A 15,514-nucleotide genomic window follows, 5' to 3' on the forward strand; every position below is an offset into this window, starting at 1 on the left:
GTGGACTCGGCTATCCGTGCGGTTTCGCCAGCGGGAACGCCAGCGATTCCCGGATGCTGCCGCCGGTGATGAGCATGACGACGCGGTCGACGCCGAGACCGAGACCGCCCGTCGGTGGCATGGCATGCTCGAGCGCCTGGAGAAAGTCCTCGTCCACCTCCATCGCCTCCTCATCACCGGCAGCGGCCAGCAAGGACTGTGCGGTGAGCCGGCGACGCTGGTCGATCGGATCGGTCAACTCGCTGTAGGCCGTGCCGAGTTCGACGCCCCACGCCACCAGGTCCCATTTCGCCGCGACGCCGGCGATGGTCGGATGCGGCCGGGTCAGCGGTGACATCGAGGTCGGAAAATTCGTATAGAACGTAGGGAACCCGGTGTGGCCCTCGACCAGGTGTTCGTACATCTTCTGCGCCAGGGCGCCGGCGTCCCGATCCGGCTGGTGCGGGATCCCCCGCTCATCACACAACTGCCGCAGCACCGACACCGGAGTCTGCGGAGTGAGGTGGTAACCGATCGCCTCACCGACCGCGTCGTGAATCGTCTTCACCGGCCACGGCCCGGAGATGTCGACGTCGACCAGCGTGCCGTCCGGGCCGGGGCGTTGCACGATCGGCCTGCCGTGCGCGGCGAGCGCGGCCGCCTGGATGAGACTGCGGCACAACTCCATCATCTTCTCGTAGTCGCTGTAGGCCTCGTAGGCCTCCAGGATCGTGAACTCGGGGTTGTGCGCGAAGTCGGCGCCTTCGTTGCGGAACGCCCGGCCGAGTTCGAAAACCCGGGGTATACCGGCGACGCACAGGCGCTTGAGATACAGCTCCGGGGCGATCCGCAGATACAGATCGAGGTCGTAGGCGTTGATATGGGTGCGGAACGGTGCCGCGTTCGCACCCCCGTGCACCTGCTGGAGGATCGGGGTCTCCACCTCGAGATATTTGCGGGCGCCGAGCGTATCGCGCATCGACCGGACGATGGCGCTGCGCCGCCGCAACAAGCCGCGGGCGCTCGCGTTGACCGCCAGGTCGACATAGCGCTGTCGTACCCGGGCTTCGGGATCTACCAGTCCGCGCCATTTGTCGGGTAGCGGATGCAGGCATTTCCCGTCCAGTCGCCACTCGGTGGCGAGGACGGAGCCTGTTCCGTTCCGGCTGGTCCCGACCGTACCGCGGACACCGACCAGATCGCCGAGATCGAATTCGGCGAACTCGCGCACCCGGCAACGACCCACCCGAGCAGCGTCGACCAGCACCTGGATATCGCCGGACCAGTCCCGCAGCACCGCGAACACCACGCCGCCGAAATCGCGCAGCCGCAGAATCCGGCCCGCGATGTCCACCGTGGTGCCCCGCGCCGCTGCTGCGGCGTCACCGATCGTATGGGTCGGCGCCACAGCGACCGGATAAGGGTCGATACCGGCCGAGCCGAGCGCGGCGAGTTCGTCCATCCGGACCCGGACCTGTTCGGGCCTGCGGCGTGGGCGCGACAGCGGGGCAGGTGCGGCGACGCGAGGCGGGCTGCCGTCGGCGTGCAGTACACCGGAATCCAGCACCGCGGCGGGTACCGCGATCCGCGTGCCGGTGTACTCGCGCGCGGCCTCACCGCGATCGTCGCGCCACGGCATCGTGACGAAACCCTCGGCCAGCGCGGCGGCCCAACCGACCCGCGGCAGAGCGCGCTTGTCCTGGTAGCAGACGAACCGGGGTACCCACTGCGGCTGATATTTCGCATTGGACCGATACAGGGACTCCAGTTGCCACCACCGGGACGAGAACACCAACAGCGATCGCCACAGCCGCAGGACCGGCCCGGCACCGATGCGCGCGCCTTCCTCGAAGACCGAGCGCATCACCGCGAAATTCAACGACAGCCGCCGCAGGCCGAACCCATCGGCGGCGGCCGCGAGTTCGGTCACCATCAGTTCCACGCAACCGTTCGGTGCGTGCGGGCCGCGCCGCATCAAATCCAGTGACGCGCCGGAAGAACCCCACGGCACCAGTGACAGCAACCCGACGCACTCACCCTCCGCGGTCAGCGCCTCGACGAGCAGGCAATCGCCGTCGAGGCGGTCACCGAGCCGGCCCAGCGCCATCGAGAAACCACGCTCGGTCCCGGTATCCCGCCACAGGTCCGCCAGTCGAATGATCTCGCGCATCTCGTCGGGTGGGATATCGCGATGCCGGCGCACCCGGACCCGGAGGCCGTGGCCGCGGGCCCGGTTGGCGGCCTGGCGTACGGCACGCATCTGCTGGCCGCCGAGTGCGCGCAACGCACGGGTCGAGACGACGGCCTCGTCTCCCAGATGTAGTACCGCCGCCCCGGCCGCCGCGTGCGCGCGGGCGCCCGCCTCGCTCGCTCCCATCACCGCGGGTTCCCAGCCGTATCGCGCGCACAAGCCGCGCCATTCGGCGATCGCCTGTGGCCAGTGCGCGGCGGAGCCGAGCGGGTCGCCCCCCGCCAGGCATACCCCGGCCTCGACCCGGTAGGTGATCGCCGCGGTCGCGTCCGGCGCGAAAACCACCGACTTGTCGCGGCGGGTGGCGAAATAGTCCAGCGAGTCGGGATCGGCGGAGGTGGCGAGCAGACCGCGGAGGGCGGATTCATCGGTACCGGCCATCGCGTTGTCGGCACGCTGGGACCGGAACAGCACGAAGACCGCGGCCAGCACGGCGACCACACCGAAGAGCCCGAGCAGTGTGTTGAGTCCCGCTCCGGGACGGCCGTCGAACACTTCGGATTCACGGCTGATCGCCGCGGCGAGCGCGGTCACCCGGGCGAAGGACCAGAGGAGCCGTTGCCCGGGAGCCAATGTCCCGGGAAAGAGTTCGACCAGTCCCCAGCCGAGCATCGTCCCGACCGACAGCAAGCCGACGAGCACCAGCAGTGCGCGCCGGCCCGCGCCGCGCCGGACCCGGGTGCCGAATTCCCGGTGCGCGGCGATCAGTATCGCGAGTGTCACGAGGTGCACACCGAGAGCCACCCCGGCGTGCACGCTGTGGTCGGTGATCACCTCGAATAGGTTGAGCAGGGTGAACGCGGACAGATAGACCGTCAGCAGCCACCAGGCGACTCGTTTGCGGCGTGCCAGCGCGCCGGCCAGCAGGCCGAGTACCAGCGCCCAGGTGACGCTCGTATCCGGTGCGCCGAAGTAGTAGTGGTCGAGGTACGCGCGGGGCACGTGCACCACCTTGCGCAACGTCGGGGATACGCTCCACAGGGCAACGGTGGTGGCGAACACCCCGACCGTGAGCGCGGCGAAGTGCGGGACCCGGGCACGGCGGTCCGCCCACCGTCGCCCGATACGCGAAGGCGCCGGTTCCGCTTTCGTAGCCATCGGCGACCCCTCTCGCGATCGACCTCGGATATCGCTCTCGTCGCTGTATTCATCGAAATCCCCCGCCGCCCGATCGGATGCGCCGCGAGCAACAACAGTGCGGAGATCCGCCGGGGCGAGGAACACCGCGCCGACATCGGCTCGGCCCAGTACACATCCCAAGGGTCAGCACAGTGCGGTCCCGATCTCGAATACCGCCACCGGCACACAGAAGGCTACCGATATCCGGTTACCTGCGGGAGTCACCGTTCCCGGCCACTTCCAGGCCACTGGACGGTGCGGTCACATCGAACTCTCTCGGCGGCTCGCGCGGCATATCGGACCGGTGATCTCGTCGACCGTGACATCGGAGCGTCCGCTGCGCTCAGGTCACTACTTCGCGCAGCCGGGCCTTGGACATCGAATCGCTCAGCAATCAGTTGAAATGCCCGACCACACGGAGAGCTGCCGGCGACCTCAGTGACCGGGTGCGCGGGTCGACTCGAGGAAAGTATGGATGGCCGTATCCGCCGCGGCACGGCCCTCTCCCTTGGCCAGCGCGAGCTCGAAGAGCAGCCCCCGTGCCATCGCGAGTGTCATCCTGGCCGACAACATCGCTTGGTCCGGGCTGTGGCCTGCCCGGGCAAAAAGGGCTTCCAGAACGGTGGTCCATTCCGTGATCCATTGCCCCAGGGGCGCAGCCCATGGCTTGCCTTGCATCGCGGCGGCCGCTACCTCGAAGAACAGCGGACCCAACCGCGCCGCCTGATCGGCCATTCGATCCCAGAGAGCATAGGCCGCAATGTAGGGGTCTATGGGTGACTCGAGTAATTCCGCCAGAGCCCGGTGTTGCCGGCCCCACGTCGCTGTGACGACAGCCGTGAGAAGCCCCTCGCGAGAACCGAAATGATAGTGCAACATTCGATGGCTGGTGCCGAGGCCCTCGGCGATGGTGCGCAAACTTGTATCACCCACGCCCTGCTCGGTGAACCAGTCGGCCGCGCGTTCGAGGAGGGCTTCGCGCGCGTTACTCATGCGGCTCGGTCCTCTCCCCCGGGCAACGCGAGGGCGCGGCGGACTTCAGCGGCTTCTCGACCACGATAGGCCACGTGCCCGTCGGGACGGATCAGTACGAACCCTTCTCCGCGCATTGCGTACCGGTCGCGGGCCTCACCTGCCGGGTCGGATTCCTCATCGATCGCCACCACGACCAGCTGCTCGGTCGAGACCATCCCGACAATGAATCTGTCCGGTCCGTCGACCCGGCGGCCGAGGCGGAAGTGCAACAGCGTGAAGTGATCGACGCCCAGGCGGTCGTGCACAGTTCCCTCGGCGAGGATCGCGCCGGGTGCGCGGTCACCGGCTTCCGGGCGGTGCGACAGCGGCCACCGTGGCCCGCTGCGGTATCCGATCGCGAGTTGAGAGTTCTGCAGACTCGCTTGACGGGCAGCCCCGGGGACACGGACCCCGAGCCGGAGCATGCCGTCCCGTATCGATCGAGCGAGCGGGTTACGGAGCGCATACATTCGCCGGCGGTACTCGACGTCGCGGATGGTCGACGCGGCAACCGGCCGACGCTCGGCTTCGTAGTCGTCGAGCAGATCGGCCGGCGCGCCCGATTCCACCCACGCCAGCCGCCACGCCAGATTGACCGCGTCCTGAATTCCGAGATTCATTCCCTGCCCTCCGAACGGAGGGAAGATATGGGCAGCGTCGCCCGCCAGGAACGCTCGACCTCGCCGATATTCATCGGCCAGGCACACGCGGGTACGGAATATCGACGTCCACTGGACCTGCGTGATCCGCATACCGCTCGCGCCGCGTTCGTCGAGGAGACGCTGTAACTCCACGAGGCTCGGCTCGCCCAGCTCTTCGCGCCGCGCTGGATCGCTCATATCCACGAACACCCGCCACAGTCGACCTTCGCCGGGCAGACGCATCAGCATGAGCGGGCCGGCCGGACCGAGCCACATGGCGCTGTCCTGGAATGATGTCGCCGACTCCAGAACGATATCGGCGAGATAGTAGGTTTCACCGGTCGTGCCACCAGCGAACGAGATATCGAGAGACTTGCGGATATTGCTGCGAGCTCCGTCGGCACCTACCAGCCACCGGGCATCGAGACCGCGCCCATCGGCGAGCCGGACGCCGACATGCTCGTCATTTCGGACAACCGTCCGCACTTCCGCACCGTACTCGATGTCCACCCCGACTGCGCGCAACCGCGTACGCAATATGTCCTCGAGCCCAGGTTGCGGAAGAACATACGTATAGGGATACCGACTCCGCGGGGGAACCCACGTCAAACGAGACAGCTCGGCGTCACCACGCATGATGGAGGCCCCACTGAGGGGGTAGGCCACGCGCTCCACCTCCTCGGCAAGACCGAGTCCGGCAAGCAGCTCCATCGACCGGGCCTGCAGTCCGAGAGCTCTGGAGCCGCCGCTCGGGTGGGTGTGCCGTTCCAGCACGCGGCACGGCACACCGTTGGCGGCCAGGGTCAGCGCCGTCACCATACCTGTTGGACCGGCACCCACAACGAGAACGCTCATCACACACTTCCCCGGACATCGCCCCTGGAGGCACTACGCAACGTCGACATGTACCAAATGGTACATGTCCAATCGTCTCGGCGGGAGTTCACCAGGAGAACACCTCAGACAATTACGTAATCAGGGACCCATCGGCGGAGTTTGTCGAGGTCGCGGACAGCCGATATACGGGTGATCCGGGTCCGGCACGCGCATTGGTCAAGCTGCCACGGCCGACGATCTCGGCAACAAGGTCGACCCGTACCAACCCAGCCCATACTCGCCACCGCGTCGGACGACCATCCCCCACCGCCCGATTCGGGATCGATCAGCACCCAGTCGGCTATCCCGGCCCCGCGCAGTCCGCACCTCGATGCGCGACATGCCTGCTATCGTAGTGACCGATATCCGAAGTATGGTCACTACAACGGCAGGAGCCGTATGCCCCGCCCTCTCGTCCCCGACCGGCGCGGAAAGATCTTGACCGCGGCCGCCGATCTGATCCTCGAAACCGGCTGGCCGCACACCACGGTCGCGGAGATCGCCGAACGCGCCGGTATCGGCAAAGGCGCCGTATACCGCGAGTTCGCCGACAAAGCGGCAATCCTGGACGCCGCCCTCGGCCGCAGTATGCGCCGGATGACCGCGCGAGTTCACCAACAGGTGCTCGACGCCGAGGGCGTGGTCGATCTACCCGCCGTGTACCGGTTCAGCGTGGAGGCACTGCTGTCCGAACCGCTCATGCGCGCCCTGTATCTGGGCGATGACGCGGTCCTGGGCGAACACGTACGCGGGGTGACCGACCAGCGTTACGCGATGCGTTTCGGCTGGCTCGCCGAGTACATCGAACGACTGCAACGTGCCGGAGTGGTCGTGGACACCGTGCCGAGCGAGACCATCACCCGGATGCTCGGCTTCTTCACCGTCGGTCTGATCAACGCCCCGGGCGTCCTCGGCGCGGGAAGCCCGGCGGAGTTCGGCGATGTCGTCACACTGTTCGCGGATCTGACGGGTCGCGGACTGGCCGGCCACGGGCCGGTCGACGCCGCGGCGGCCCGCCGCGCCCAGCTCACCTTGCTCGATCAACTGTCGGATCAACTCACTCGGCCGGGGGACCCCCTATGACCATCACCGCTTTCGCCTCTCATACCGACCTCGTCGTTCGCGGCGGCCCGGTCCGCCACTACCGATCCGGCGACCACGGAGCTCCGGTGCTGCTCCTGCACGGCGGCATGCTCGACACCGCCGAAGGCGTCTGGCGCGATGTCGCGCACCGCTTGGCGACGAAATACCAGGTCCATGCGATCGACCTGCCCCGGCACGGCGCCAGCAGACCATGGCACGGCCGCCTGGACCGCAGGTTCTTCGACGACTTCCTCGACGACCTGCTCGAGCGGCTGGCGCTCCCCCGAACAGCGCTCATCGGGTTGTCACTCGGCGGCGGACTCGGTATCGGATACGCCCTGCGCCACCCCGAGCGGGTCTCGGCTCTGCTCGCGATCGGACCGGGCGGTATCGGCGCGAAGCGGCGCGCCCAGTTCACCACCTGGGCGATGATCAATACACCGGGACTCCTGAAACTCACGAGCAAATACCTCGCCCGCAGCCCGAAAACACTCCGGAAGTCCATGGTCGGCAGCCTCACCGCCGGAGTCGATACCCCCGGCTTCGACACCATCCTCGAACTGGTTCGTGCCGAAGCGCACGCCAAGGCCGAGCACGGCGAACCGGCGCTCGACGACTGGATGGTCGACGCGTACGGCCCCTGGAGCATGCGGCTGAACTACCTCACCGAACTGCCCGGGCTCGCGGTGCCCAGCCTCTGGATCCGCGGCGAACACGACACGCTGGTCGGCCATACCGAACTCGCCGCCGCCGCAACGGCGGCACCCGGCGGAGAGCTGATCACGATACCCGGAGCCGGTCATATCGTCACCCATGACCGGCCGGCGGAATTCGTCCGTGTGGCCGAAGAATTCCTCGGTCGAATCGAGCACCGTTGAAACGACCCCCGGTGGCGATTCCGGACCGGCACCGGAGCCCGGCTACGATTCAGCACATGAAACACGAAAAGTACTCTTTCGCAGCCATTCTCGCAGTCGCCGCAGTCACCGCGACGGCTCCCGCCGCGGCCGCGTTTCCCACCGGATCAGCCGGTTTCGGTGACGGCCGGGAAGTGGTGATCGTCGACAACACCCTGGAATTGTCCGATCTCGATGCGTGCTGGGCGAGCGGTTTCGCGCGTGATATCCGGTTCGACAACCGCAGCACTCGCGATTTCCGCGTGTACAACTCCCCAGACTGCAGCGGCGCACCCGTGGCCACGGTCCCGGCGGGGCATACCGCGACCCACTTCGGTTGGTCGGCTTCCGCCCGATAATCGTCCTCCCGGACGCGGTCCCGAGCCGCCGGAGCTCGGGAAACCGCGGGGGTCGATACCGAGAACTCACCTACCGTTTCGGTATCCGGAAGTCCGGCCGGATTTTTCGCGCGAAGGTTTCCAACGCAATGGATGACCCGGCCGGAATCGCTCGTCGGCCTTCGCCACCGACCCGGACCCCACTGCGCGGTCCGACATACCGAACATCCTGGCACGAACTCCGTCACCGGCATCAGCTTCGGCCGGCTGTCGCCATTCTCACAACCCATTGACCTCAATATTGGTCGAGGTTACAGGCTTTCCGCAGGGTCTCCCGACCCGGCGATACCGATTCGCCACCCCACCCGCACCGAAAGCCAGGGCCATGATCACCACCGAGACGACGCCGGCCCCACCGGCCGACGCCCGTAATCCACTGACCATCGCGCTCGTCCTCGTGGTCGGAGCGATCATGGCGACGCTCGATCAGACCATCGTGAACGTCGCCATCAACAAACTGTCCCTGCAATTCCAAGCGGATTTGAGCACGATCCAGTGGGTGGCCACCGGGTATTCACTCGCGCTCGGCGCGGTGGTGCCGGCCTCGGCCTGGCTGGTCGGGCGGTTCGGGGCGAAGCGGCTGTATCTGGCCGCGGTCGCCGTATTCGCGGCCGGCTCGGTGCTGGCGGGGCTGGCCTGGAACATCGAGTCACTGATCGCGTTCCGGGTCGTGCAGGGCGCGAGCGGCGGGTTGCTGATGCCGGTGGCGATGACGATCCTGTTGCGCGCCGCCGGGCCGGAGCGGCTGGGCCGGGCGATGAGCACGCTGGGATTGGCCGTGCTGGTCGGGCCGCTGCTGGGTCCGGTGATCGGCGGTTACCTCATCGACGAGGTGTCGTGGCGGTGGATGTTCTTCATCAATCTGCCACTGGGCGCACTGGTTCTGCTCCTGGCGGCGAAGGTGCTGCCCGGCGATGCGCCGGAGCCGCCGCGCGTTCTGGATGTCGTCGGCCTGCTGCTGATGTCGCCGGGGCTGGCACTGCTGATCTACGGAGTGACCGCCGCGGGTGAACACGCCGGTTTCGCCACACCGGCCGTGTGGGTGCCCATTCTCGTGGGTGGCGGGCTCGTGGCCGCGTTCGTGCGCCGCTCGCTGACCACTCCGGTGCCGCTGCTGGATCTGCGGGTGCTCGGCAATCGGACCACCGGCACATCGGCCGCGCTGCTGGCACTGTTCGCGAGTGGCTACTTCGGATCGATGTTGCTGCTGCCCCTGTACTTCCAGGTGGTACGCGGCGAATCGGCCCTGGTGGCCGGTGCGCTGGGCATTCCGTTCGCGCTGGCCTCGGGCGCGACCATGCAGGTGGCGGGCAGGCTGATCGACCGGATTCCACCCGGTCGCTATCTGCCGGGCTCGATCGCCGTGGCGCTCGCCGGTTTCGTGCTGTTCGTGATCCAGCTCGACGCGGACGCGCCGTACTGGGCTCTCGCTGCCACCATGCTGCTGATGGGCGCGGGCGGCGGCGGCACCATGATGCCGGTGCTGACGACAGCGACCCGGCCGTTACACCGGGACCAGCAGCCCGCGGGATCGACGGTGCTGAACATGATCAGCACCACCGCGCTCGCCCTCGGCACCGCGGCGACCTCGGTGACCCTGGCCGCGTTACTGCCGGCGGACGGTGGGCTGCAGGCCGTGCACGGTATGGACCCGGCGCAGCGGGCCGCGCTCACTCCCGCCTTGGCGGAAGCCTTCCAGCACACCTACCTGATCGCCCCGGTCATGATCGCGCTGGCCTTGATCCCCGCGCTACTGCTGCCCGGGCGCCGAGCACTCGGCCGGTGAGCACCGGCCCGACCGGTACGCAGCGGCAGCTGTCGATTGCCGGCTGATTGCCGTGGCGTGGATCAGAGGGCATTCGGCGTGGTCTTCGCGCGGCCACGCACCTGGAACGCCCCGATGACCTCCACGACGCCCGTGAAGATCAACCACCAACCGGCCACCAAGGTCAGGACCGCGACGGAGTTGAACGGCCAGACGATCAACATCCCGCCACCGATCAGCAGCACGATGCCGAAGAAGACGTTCCAACCGCGCCCGGAGGTGCCCGAGGGCGCGTCGGCGGCGGCGACCAGCACCGCGACGCCGCGGAACATCCAGCCGATGCCGATCCACAGGGCCATCAGCAGAATTGCATCACCGAGATGGCGTAGCGCGAAGAAACCCAGGATGAACGACAGCACCGCGCTGACGATCAACATGGCCCGCCAGCCGCCGGACACATGACCGCCGAACGCGGCGACCAATTGGAAGACGCCCGATACCAGCAGGTAGATACCGAACAGAACGGCCAGGACCACGATCGTCGGACCGGGCCAGACCAGCACGATCACACCGACGACCACCGACACCACGCCGATGACCAACATCGCCTGCCACGCGCTGCGGGCCAGTCGATGCAACGGCCCCTCGTACTGCGTATCGCTGGATGTCATGCAGGCATGATATGACGCCATCCGACGATTGCTGATGATTCGCCGGGATCGAAACGCTACGGTGACGACCTAACCGCCACCGGCAGTCCACTCACCTGCGAGTCCTACCGGCCGGGCGACCGGCGTCCCGGAGCCGGCCGGAGCCGATGGAAGGCCGCCAGCCGCTGCCGGTGGTATTCGAGATCGTCCTCGTCGTGTCGCACCCCGCGGGCGACGGCGAGGCCGAAGTAGACCGCTTCCCGGCGCAACCGGTGGCGCATGAGCTGGGCGAGCGCGATGTCGTCGAGATCTCTCGCGGTACCACCCGCGGCGACATAGGCATCGACGAACGCCCGGGCACCGGACAGGTCAGGGCCGAACTCGTCGGCGAACTCGAGCGCGGCCGAGGCCAGTTCGAGTTCCGGCGGGCCGATCGCGGCCTCGTCCCAATCGATCAGGGCCACCACATGGCCGTCGCGCGACAGCAGATTGCCTTCGTAGTAGTCGCCGTGCAGTGGCTGCGCACGCGCCGTCGCGGTGAAGGCGGCAAGCCAGCGGTCCAGGTCCGGGTCCGGTAGCTCGGCCGAGGGTGCGCCGTCCAGGCCGATCTCGAGAAACGAGGGCCGGGGCCGCGGCGGTGGCCGGTGCTCGGCGAGGGCCCGATGGACCCGGGCCAGCAGACCGGCCGCCTCGGTGAACTGGACCCGGTCCGTGCTATCGGTCCAGCGGCCGTCGACCAGCGGCCACACGGTGACCGGGTGCCCGGCCACCACCTCCACCGTCGATCCGTCCGCGCGGGGCAGCGGCGCCACGACCTCCGGTACGGCGCGCGCGGCGGCGGCGATCCCGTGGCACCACTCCATCTCCTGCGGGTCGCGTCGCGGCGATCCGATCCGCACGACCACCTCACCCACCCGGTATGCGGCCGATTCCTCACCGCCGTGGAGTCGTTCGCTGTCACCTTCGTATCCCCAGGACGCGGCGACCGCGGCCCGGATGTCCTCGGTAAGGGGCAGATCGATATAGATCACGGTCCACTACTACCGGGTGGGCGGTCCGGCTCTCGGCTCGGCCCCGGGCCGTACCGGTCCGAGAGCACCCACGACCGGGCAGCCACTCGGCTCGCCCCGGTGTGATCCCCGTCGGCGGCGATACGTTGCCGAGGTGATCGGGTATCGCCCGCGTAGGTGGATCCGCGCACCTGTGATCAGCCCAGGGCACCGCGTAGCGGAGGCGGTACCGCCGGTTAAGGTCGGAGCACACCGAGAAAGCGCCCGTGCCGGCGTGGCGCTCGGTGCGCAGGCAGAGGAGTAATCGTGACCAGTACCCGAGACCTACGCGAGCCCGCCGAATCGGCGCCTCGATTCGCGGAGCCCCCCACCGCGGCGGTCCGGATGCGCAGGCGACTGGAACGGCTCCTCGGGGTCGCCGCCACCGAGGGGAACGCGCTGGTCGCGCTCCGCAACGGTGACGAGATCTTCCCGGCGATGCTGGATGCCATCCGTGACGCCGAGCACACCGTCGACATGATGACCTTCGTGTACTGGCAGGGCGATATCGCTCGACAGTTCGCGTACGCGCTCGCCGAACGCGCCGAGGCCGGCCTCCGGGTACGGCTGCTGCTGGACGGTTTCGGCAGCCGGTCGATCGAGAAAGACCTGCTGACGCTCATGGAACGCGCGGGAGTCCAGGTCGCCTGGTTCCGCAGGCCGGCGTCGCTGTCTCCGCTCAAGCAGAACCACCGGTGTCACCGCAAAGTGCTGGTCGTCGACGAGCGGACCGCGTTCACCGGTGGGGTCGGTATCGCCGAGGAGTGGTGCGGCGACGCGCGCAACGAGCACGAATGGCGCGATACCCATGTGCGGATCGAGGGTCCGGCGGTGGACGGCGTCGCGGCCGCCTTCGCGCAGAACTGGGCGGAATGCCACGACGCGCTCTTCGACGAGCGGGACCGCTTCGCACCGCAGCAGCATCACGGTTCGGCGATCGTCCAGGTGGTTCGCGGGTCGGCGAGTCTCGGCTGGCAGGATATGCAGACCCTGCTACGGGTGGTCATCGAATCGGCCGAGCAGCGGCTGCGACTGGCCACGGCCTACTTCGCGCCGGACGCCTACTTCATCGAACTGCTCTGCGCCGCCGCGCGACGCGGGGTGGAAGTCGAGATCCTGCTGCCCGGCCCGCACACCGACAAACGCGTATGCCAGCTGGCCGGTCAGAATTTCTACGGCGACCTGCTCGCCTGCGGGGTGAAAATCCTGCAGTACCAGCCGACGATGATGCACGCCAAAGTCATCACGGTCGACAGGATCGCGGCCCTGGTGGGTTCGACGAACTTCAACCGGCGCTCCCTGGACCACGACGAGGAGATCATGCTCGTGGTCCTGGACGAACAGTTCACCGCGACCCTCGACGAGCATTTCGACGCCGACGCGAAGGTCAGCGAACTGATCGAAGAGACACGCTGGCAGCGCCGGTCACTCGCGCAGCGCGTCCGGGAGGCCGCGATGTGGCCGATCCGCCGATACCTGTGACGACCTCCACCAGCGGTTCGGCGGCATAGCCGGAAAACGAAGGCAACGGCTTCGCTTCCGGAACGGACCCGTCGTGGCGAACTCCGGACCGGTGTGCGGGCCTCGCCGTCGACGGCACGGCCGGTATCGCACAGCGGGTAGGTCACGAAACGAAGGATCCGGCGCGGACCCGGTCGCTACCGGCCGGAACGTTTAGGCTTCGGACGGGGGTTCATGAGTCGGCGTTGAGAGCCCAGGGCCGCTCCCACCAGGATGCGCAACGCGTCTCGAGCCGATTCGAGTGCACTATGAACCGTTCCTATACCCGCCGCCCGCCGCCTTTCTCCTCCGCACCCTGGCGGTCGCCTCGTGATCAATTGAGTTTCCGGATCCGCCGCCGCGGGGATATCGTCCTGCTGGCCGTACGTGGGCAGGCGGATGCCTTCACGCTGGCGCTGTGGCGGCAGCAGGTGCGTGCCGCCGCGGATACGGTGACCGCGTCCAAGGGCGCGCTCGTCGTCGATGCCACCCGGCTCGATTTCCTGTCGGTGCGCAGCCTCGCCGCGCTGTCCGACGAGGCGCACGAGTACCGGCGCGACGGGATCGAGATCTTCCTGGTCACCGCCGAGCCGGCCATCGCCCGGATAGCCCGCGCCGATACCCGCACCGCGTTGCTACCGGTGCGTTCGACCGTGGTGAGCGCGCTGACCGCCGTTCATCTCCGGGACCGGACACCGGAGGTGGTTTCGGCGGACGGCGCGCTACGCGACGGAGCGGGCCCGCGGGGTTCCGACGAGCGCGTCACCGCCGGAAACGCGCCCCCGGGGTCAGCGCCGCACCTCGGAGGGCAGCGGGTGGTCGAGGTCCAGCGCCGGTAGTCCGTCGATGCTGGCCCCTTGTCCCCGGTGATCCGGCGCGCGTACTTCTCGTCGGGTTGCCGGGCGTGGTGTGCGTCCAGTACCGGCCGTTCGTCGACGAATTCGTAATACGGGACGGAGTACCCGCACGAATCGGCGATACGGTCGACGGCGACCACGATCGCCGCCTGCGCTTCGATGAACTGCCGCAGCGGCCCGTCCAGATGCGAAAACTCCTTGGCCATGACTTCCTCACCGTCGATGGGCCGTGCTCTCAGCGTATCGATGACACCGGCGGCCACGAGGTGAGAAACCTCTCGGTCACGACCACGCCCCGGGCAGCGGGCGCCGAGCGGATGGTCCACGGTGCCGTAGCGGCCGGCGGCGCGGCACCCGATCGGATCGGCTTCGATCACCCGCGCATTCTGCGGGCCACCCGGTCACGCTCCTCGGCTATCGCGCGGCGGCGGGCGATCATGGCCTCGGCCGGCGAGCCACCGCCGACGATCGCGTGGTGCACCGCTTCGATGTCCTCGATACCTTCTCGCGCGCCCACCCCCGCCGCAGGCGTGATGGCGTGGTCCGCGTCGCCGACCAGGATCACCGGGGCCACCGGTGCCGCCGCGGTCGCGAATGCCACATTGCGCGCGTTGGATACATGGACCTGTTCGGTGGCCGCGACCAGCGTCGCGGCCAGTTCCCGCACGGAGCGGGGCGCCGCCTCCACCACCGCGGCGGCCCAGTTCCGCACCGGCACGATCCCGGTATCGCCGACCGGCAGCGGTTCCCGTTCGATGCGCAGGAACCACAGCGCCGCATCGGCGCCCGGCCGCCAGATATGGCCGAAGGTGGCCGCCGCGCGGGTGCCGGAGGCCGACTCGGCATCGAAGTGCAGGACGAACGGGTCGGTGGGGCATTCGACAGGGGTCGCGGTCATTCCGTAGACCACCACATCTCCCGCGTACTCCGGGGTCCGGCCGGGTTCGGTGCCCGCGCGCGCCACCGAATCGATACCGTCGGCACCGATCACCAGATCTCGCGCGGTCACGGTGCGGTCGCCGATACGCAGGGTGGTGTGCCCGGTGGTGGCGTCGACCACGACCTCGGCGACCGGGCTGCCGTAACTGATCTCGGCGCCCGCGTGTACCGCGAACCGTTTCAGCACGGCGATCAGATCGCTGCGCAACCAGAACCGGTGCCCCTCACTGGGCCGTCGCCGGGTCACACCGTCACCGGGGGTGTACCGCAGTTCGCTCAGCGGGTACGAAGCCGCGTGCAGTTCTTCCTCCGGCACACCCAGCGAGATGAGACTGCGATGGCCCCGGCCGTCGAGGATCAGGAACGCTCCCCCGCCCCCACCGTTGCGCTGCTCGTAGACCGTCACCGGCCGCCCGGCCCGCGACAGCGCGCCGGCCAGCGCGGTTCCGGCGATACCGCTTCCCAGGATGGTGATCATCGGATCTCCTTCGGCGAGT

At 68.2% G+C, this 15,514-nt stretch carries 12 protein-coding genes; 6 read left to right on the forward strand and 6 right to left on the reverse strand.

Annotation, left to right across the window (positions count from 1 at the left end; genetic code table 11):
• Positions 1-10: 10 nt before the first annotated feature.
• The 3 genes from lysX to IG75_RS0132215 form a co-directional block, all read right to left on the reverse strand.
• Complete coding sequence (lysX, locus tag IG75_RS0132205) at positions 11-3,328, reverse strand: bifunctional lysylphosphatidylglycerol synthetase/lysine--tRNA ligase LysX (RefSeq protein ID WP_081877295.1); 3,318 nt, start codon at positions 3,326-3,328, stop codon at positions 11-13.
• Between the two features lie 456 nt (positions 3,329-3,784).
• On the reverse strand, positions 3,785-4,342 hold the full coding sequence (locus IG75_RS0132210) for a TetR/AcrR family transcriptional regulator (protein ID WP_030525171.1): 558 nt from the start codon (positions 4,340-4,342) through the stop codon (positions 3,785-3,787).
• Positions 4,339-5,859: an FAD-dependent monooxygenase gene (locus IG75_RS0132215; protein WP_081877294.1), complete on the reverse strand. Its 1,521-nt coding sequence runs from the start codon at positions 5,857-5,859 to the stop codon at positions 4,339-4,341. Before IG75_RS0132215 ends, IG75_RS0132210 begins: the two co-directional genes overlap by 4 nt.
• A gap of 420 nt (positions 5,860-6,279) precedes the next feature.
• On the opposite strand from IG75_RS0132215, the gene IG75_RS0132220 reads away from it, so the two are divergent.
• From IG75_RS0132220 to IG75_RS0132235, 4 genes are all read left to right on the forward strand, one after another.
• A complete protein-coding gene (locus IG75_RS0132220; protein WP_030525169.1) occupies positions 6,280-6,963 on the forward strand; it encodes a TetR/AcrR family transcriptional regulator in 684 nt (227 codons plus the stop codon).
• Positions 6,960-7,841, forward strand: a complete 882-nt coding sequence (locus IG75_RS0132225) for an alpha/beta fold hydrolase (protein ID WP_030525168.1) — start codon at positions 6,960-6,962, stop codon at positions 7,839-7,841. Before IG75_RS0132220 ends, IG75_RS0132225 begins: the two co-directional genes overlap by 4 nt.
• Before the next feature lie 56 nt (positions 7,842-7,897).
• Complete coding sequence (locus IG75_RS0132230) at positions 7,898-8,218, forward strand: hypothetical protein (protein WP_030525167.1); 321 nt, start codon at positions 7,898-7,900, stop codon at positions 8,216-8,218.
• Positions 8,219-8,582: 364 nt separating this feature from the next.
• Positions 8,583-10,043, forward strand: a complete 1,461-nt coding sequence (locus tag IG75_RS0132235) for a DHA2 family efflux MFS transporter permease subunit (protein ID WP_030525166.1) — start codon at positions 8,583-8,585, stop codon at positions 10,041-10,043.
• A gap of 62 nt (positions 10,044-10,105) precedes the next feature.
• On the opposite strand, the gene IG75_RS0132240 is transcribed toward IG75_RS0132235, so the two are convergent.
• Both IG75_RS0132240 and IG75_RS0132245 read right to left on the reverse strand, forming a co-directional pair.
• Positions 10,106-10,693: an HdeD family acid-resistance protein gene (locus IG75_RS0132240; protein WP_030525165.1), complete on the reverse strand. Its 588-nt coding sequence runs from the start codon at positions 10,691-10,693 to the stop codon at positions 10,106-10,108.
• A gap of 104 nt (positions 10,694-10,797) precedes the next feature.
• A complete protein-coding gene (locus IG75_RS0132245) occupies positions 10,798-11,703 on the reverse strand; it encodes a phosphotransferase enzyme family protein (protein ID WP_030525164.1) in 906 nt (301 codons plus the stop codon).
• Positions 11,704-11,988: 285 nt separating this feature from the next.
• On the opposite strand from IG75_RS0132245, the gene IG75_RS0132250 reads away from it, so the two are divergent.
• The gene (locus tag IG75_RS0132250) at positions 11,989-13,203 is read left to right on the forward strand and encodes a phospholipase D-like domain-containing protein (protein WP_030525163.1); all 1,215 of its coding nucleotides are present in this window, start codon (positions 11,989-11,991) and stop codon (positions 13,201-13,203) included.
• 356 nt (positions 13,204-13,559) lie between these two features.
• Positions 13,560-14,060: an STAS domain-containing protein gene (locus IG75_RS37645; protein ID WP_051715372.1), complete on the forward strand. Its 501-nt coding sequence runs from the start codon at positions 13,560-13,562 to the stop codon at positions 14,058-14,060.
• A gap of 391 nt (positions 14,061-14,451) precedes the next feature.
• On the opposite strand, the gene IG75_RS0132260 is transcribed toward IG75_RS37645, so the two are convergent.
• A complete protein-coding gene (locus tag IG75_RS0132260) occupies positions 14,452-15,495 on the reverse strand; it encodes an FAD-dependent oxidoreductase (protein WP_030525161.1) in 1,044 nt (347 codons plus the stop codon).
• Positions 15,496-15,514 lie beyond the last annotated feature (19 nt).

Source organism: Nocardia rhamnosiphila NBRC 108938 (assembly GCF_000720425.1).
GTDB lineage: Bacteria > Actinomycetota > Actinomycetes > Mycobacteriales > Mycobacteriaceae > Nocardia > Nocardia rhamnosiphila.

Bases quoted from the DNA above. Each gene is read 5' to 3' on its own strand.
- lysX (WP_081877295.1), bottom strand. From the start codon at position 3,328: ATGGCTACGAAAGCGGAACCGGCGCCTTCGCGTATCGGGCGACGGTGG.
- IG75_RS0132210 (WP_030525171.1), bottom strand. From the start codon at position 4,342: ATGAGTAACGCGCGCGAAGCCCTCCTCGAACGCGCGGCCGACTGGTTC.
- IG75_RS0132215 (WP_081877294.1), bottom strand. From the start codon at position 5,859: ATGAGCGTTCTCGTTGTGGGTGCCGGTCCAACAGGTATGGTGACGGCG.
- IG75_RS0132220 (WP_030525169.1), top strand. From the start codon at position 6,280: ATGCCCCGCCCTCTCGTCCCCGACCGGCGCGGAAAGATCTTGACCGCG.
- IG75_RS0132225 (WP_030525168.1), top strand. From the start codon at position 6,960: ATGACCATCACCGCTTTCGCCTCTCATACCGACCTCGTCGTTCGCGGC.
- IG75_RS0132230 (WP_030525167.1), top strand. From the start codon at position 7,898: ATGAAACACGAAAAGTACTCTTTCGCAGCCATTCTCGCAGTCGCCGCA.
- IG75_RS0132235 (WP_030525166.1), top strand. From the start codon at position 8,583: ATGATCACCACCGAGACGACGCCGGCCCCACCGGCCGACGCCCGTAAT.
- IG75_RS0132240 (WP_030525165.1), bottom strand. From the start codon at position 10,693: ATGACATCCAGCGATACGCAGTACGAGGGGCCGTTGCATCGACTGGCC.
- IG75_RS0132260 (WP_030525161.1), bottom strand. From the start codon at position 15,495: ATGATCACCATCCTGGGAAGCGGTATCGCCGGAACCGCGCTGGCCGGC.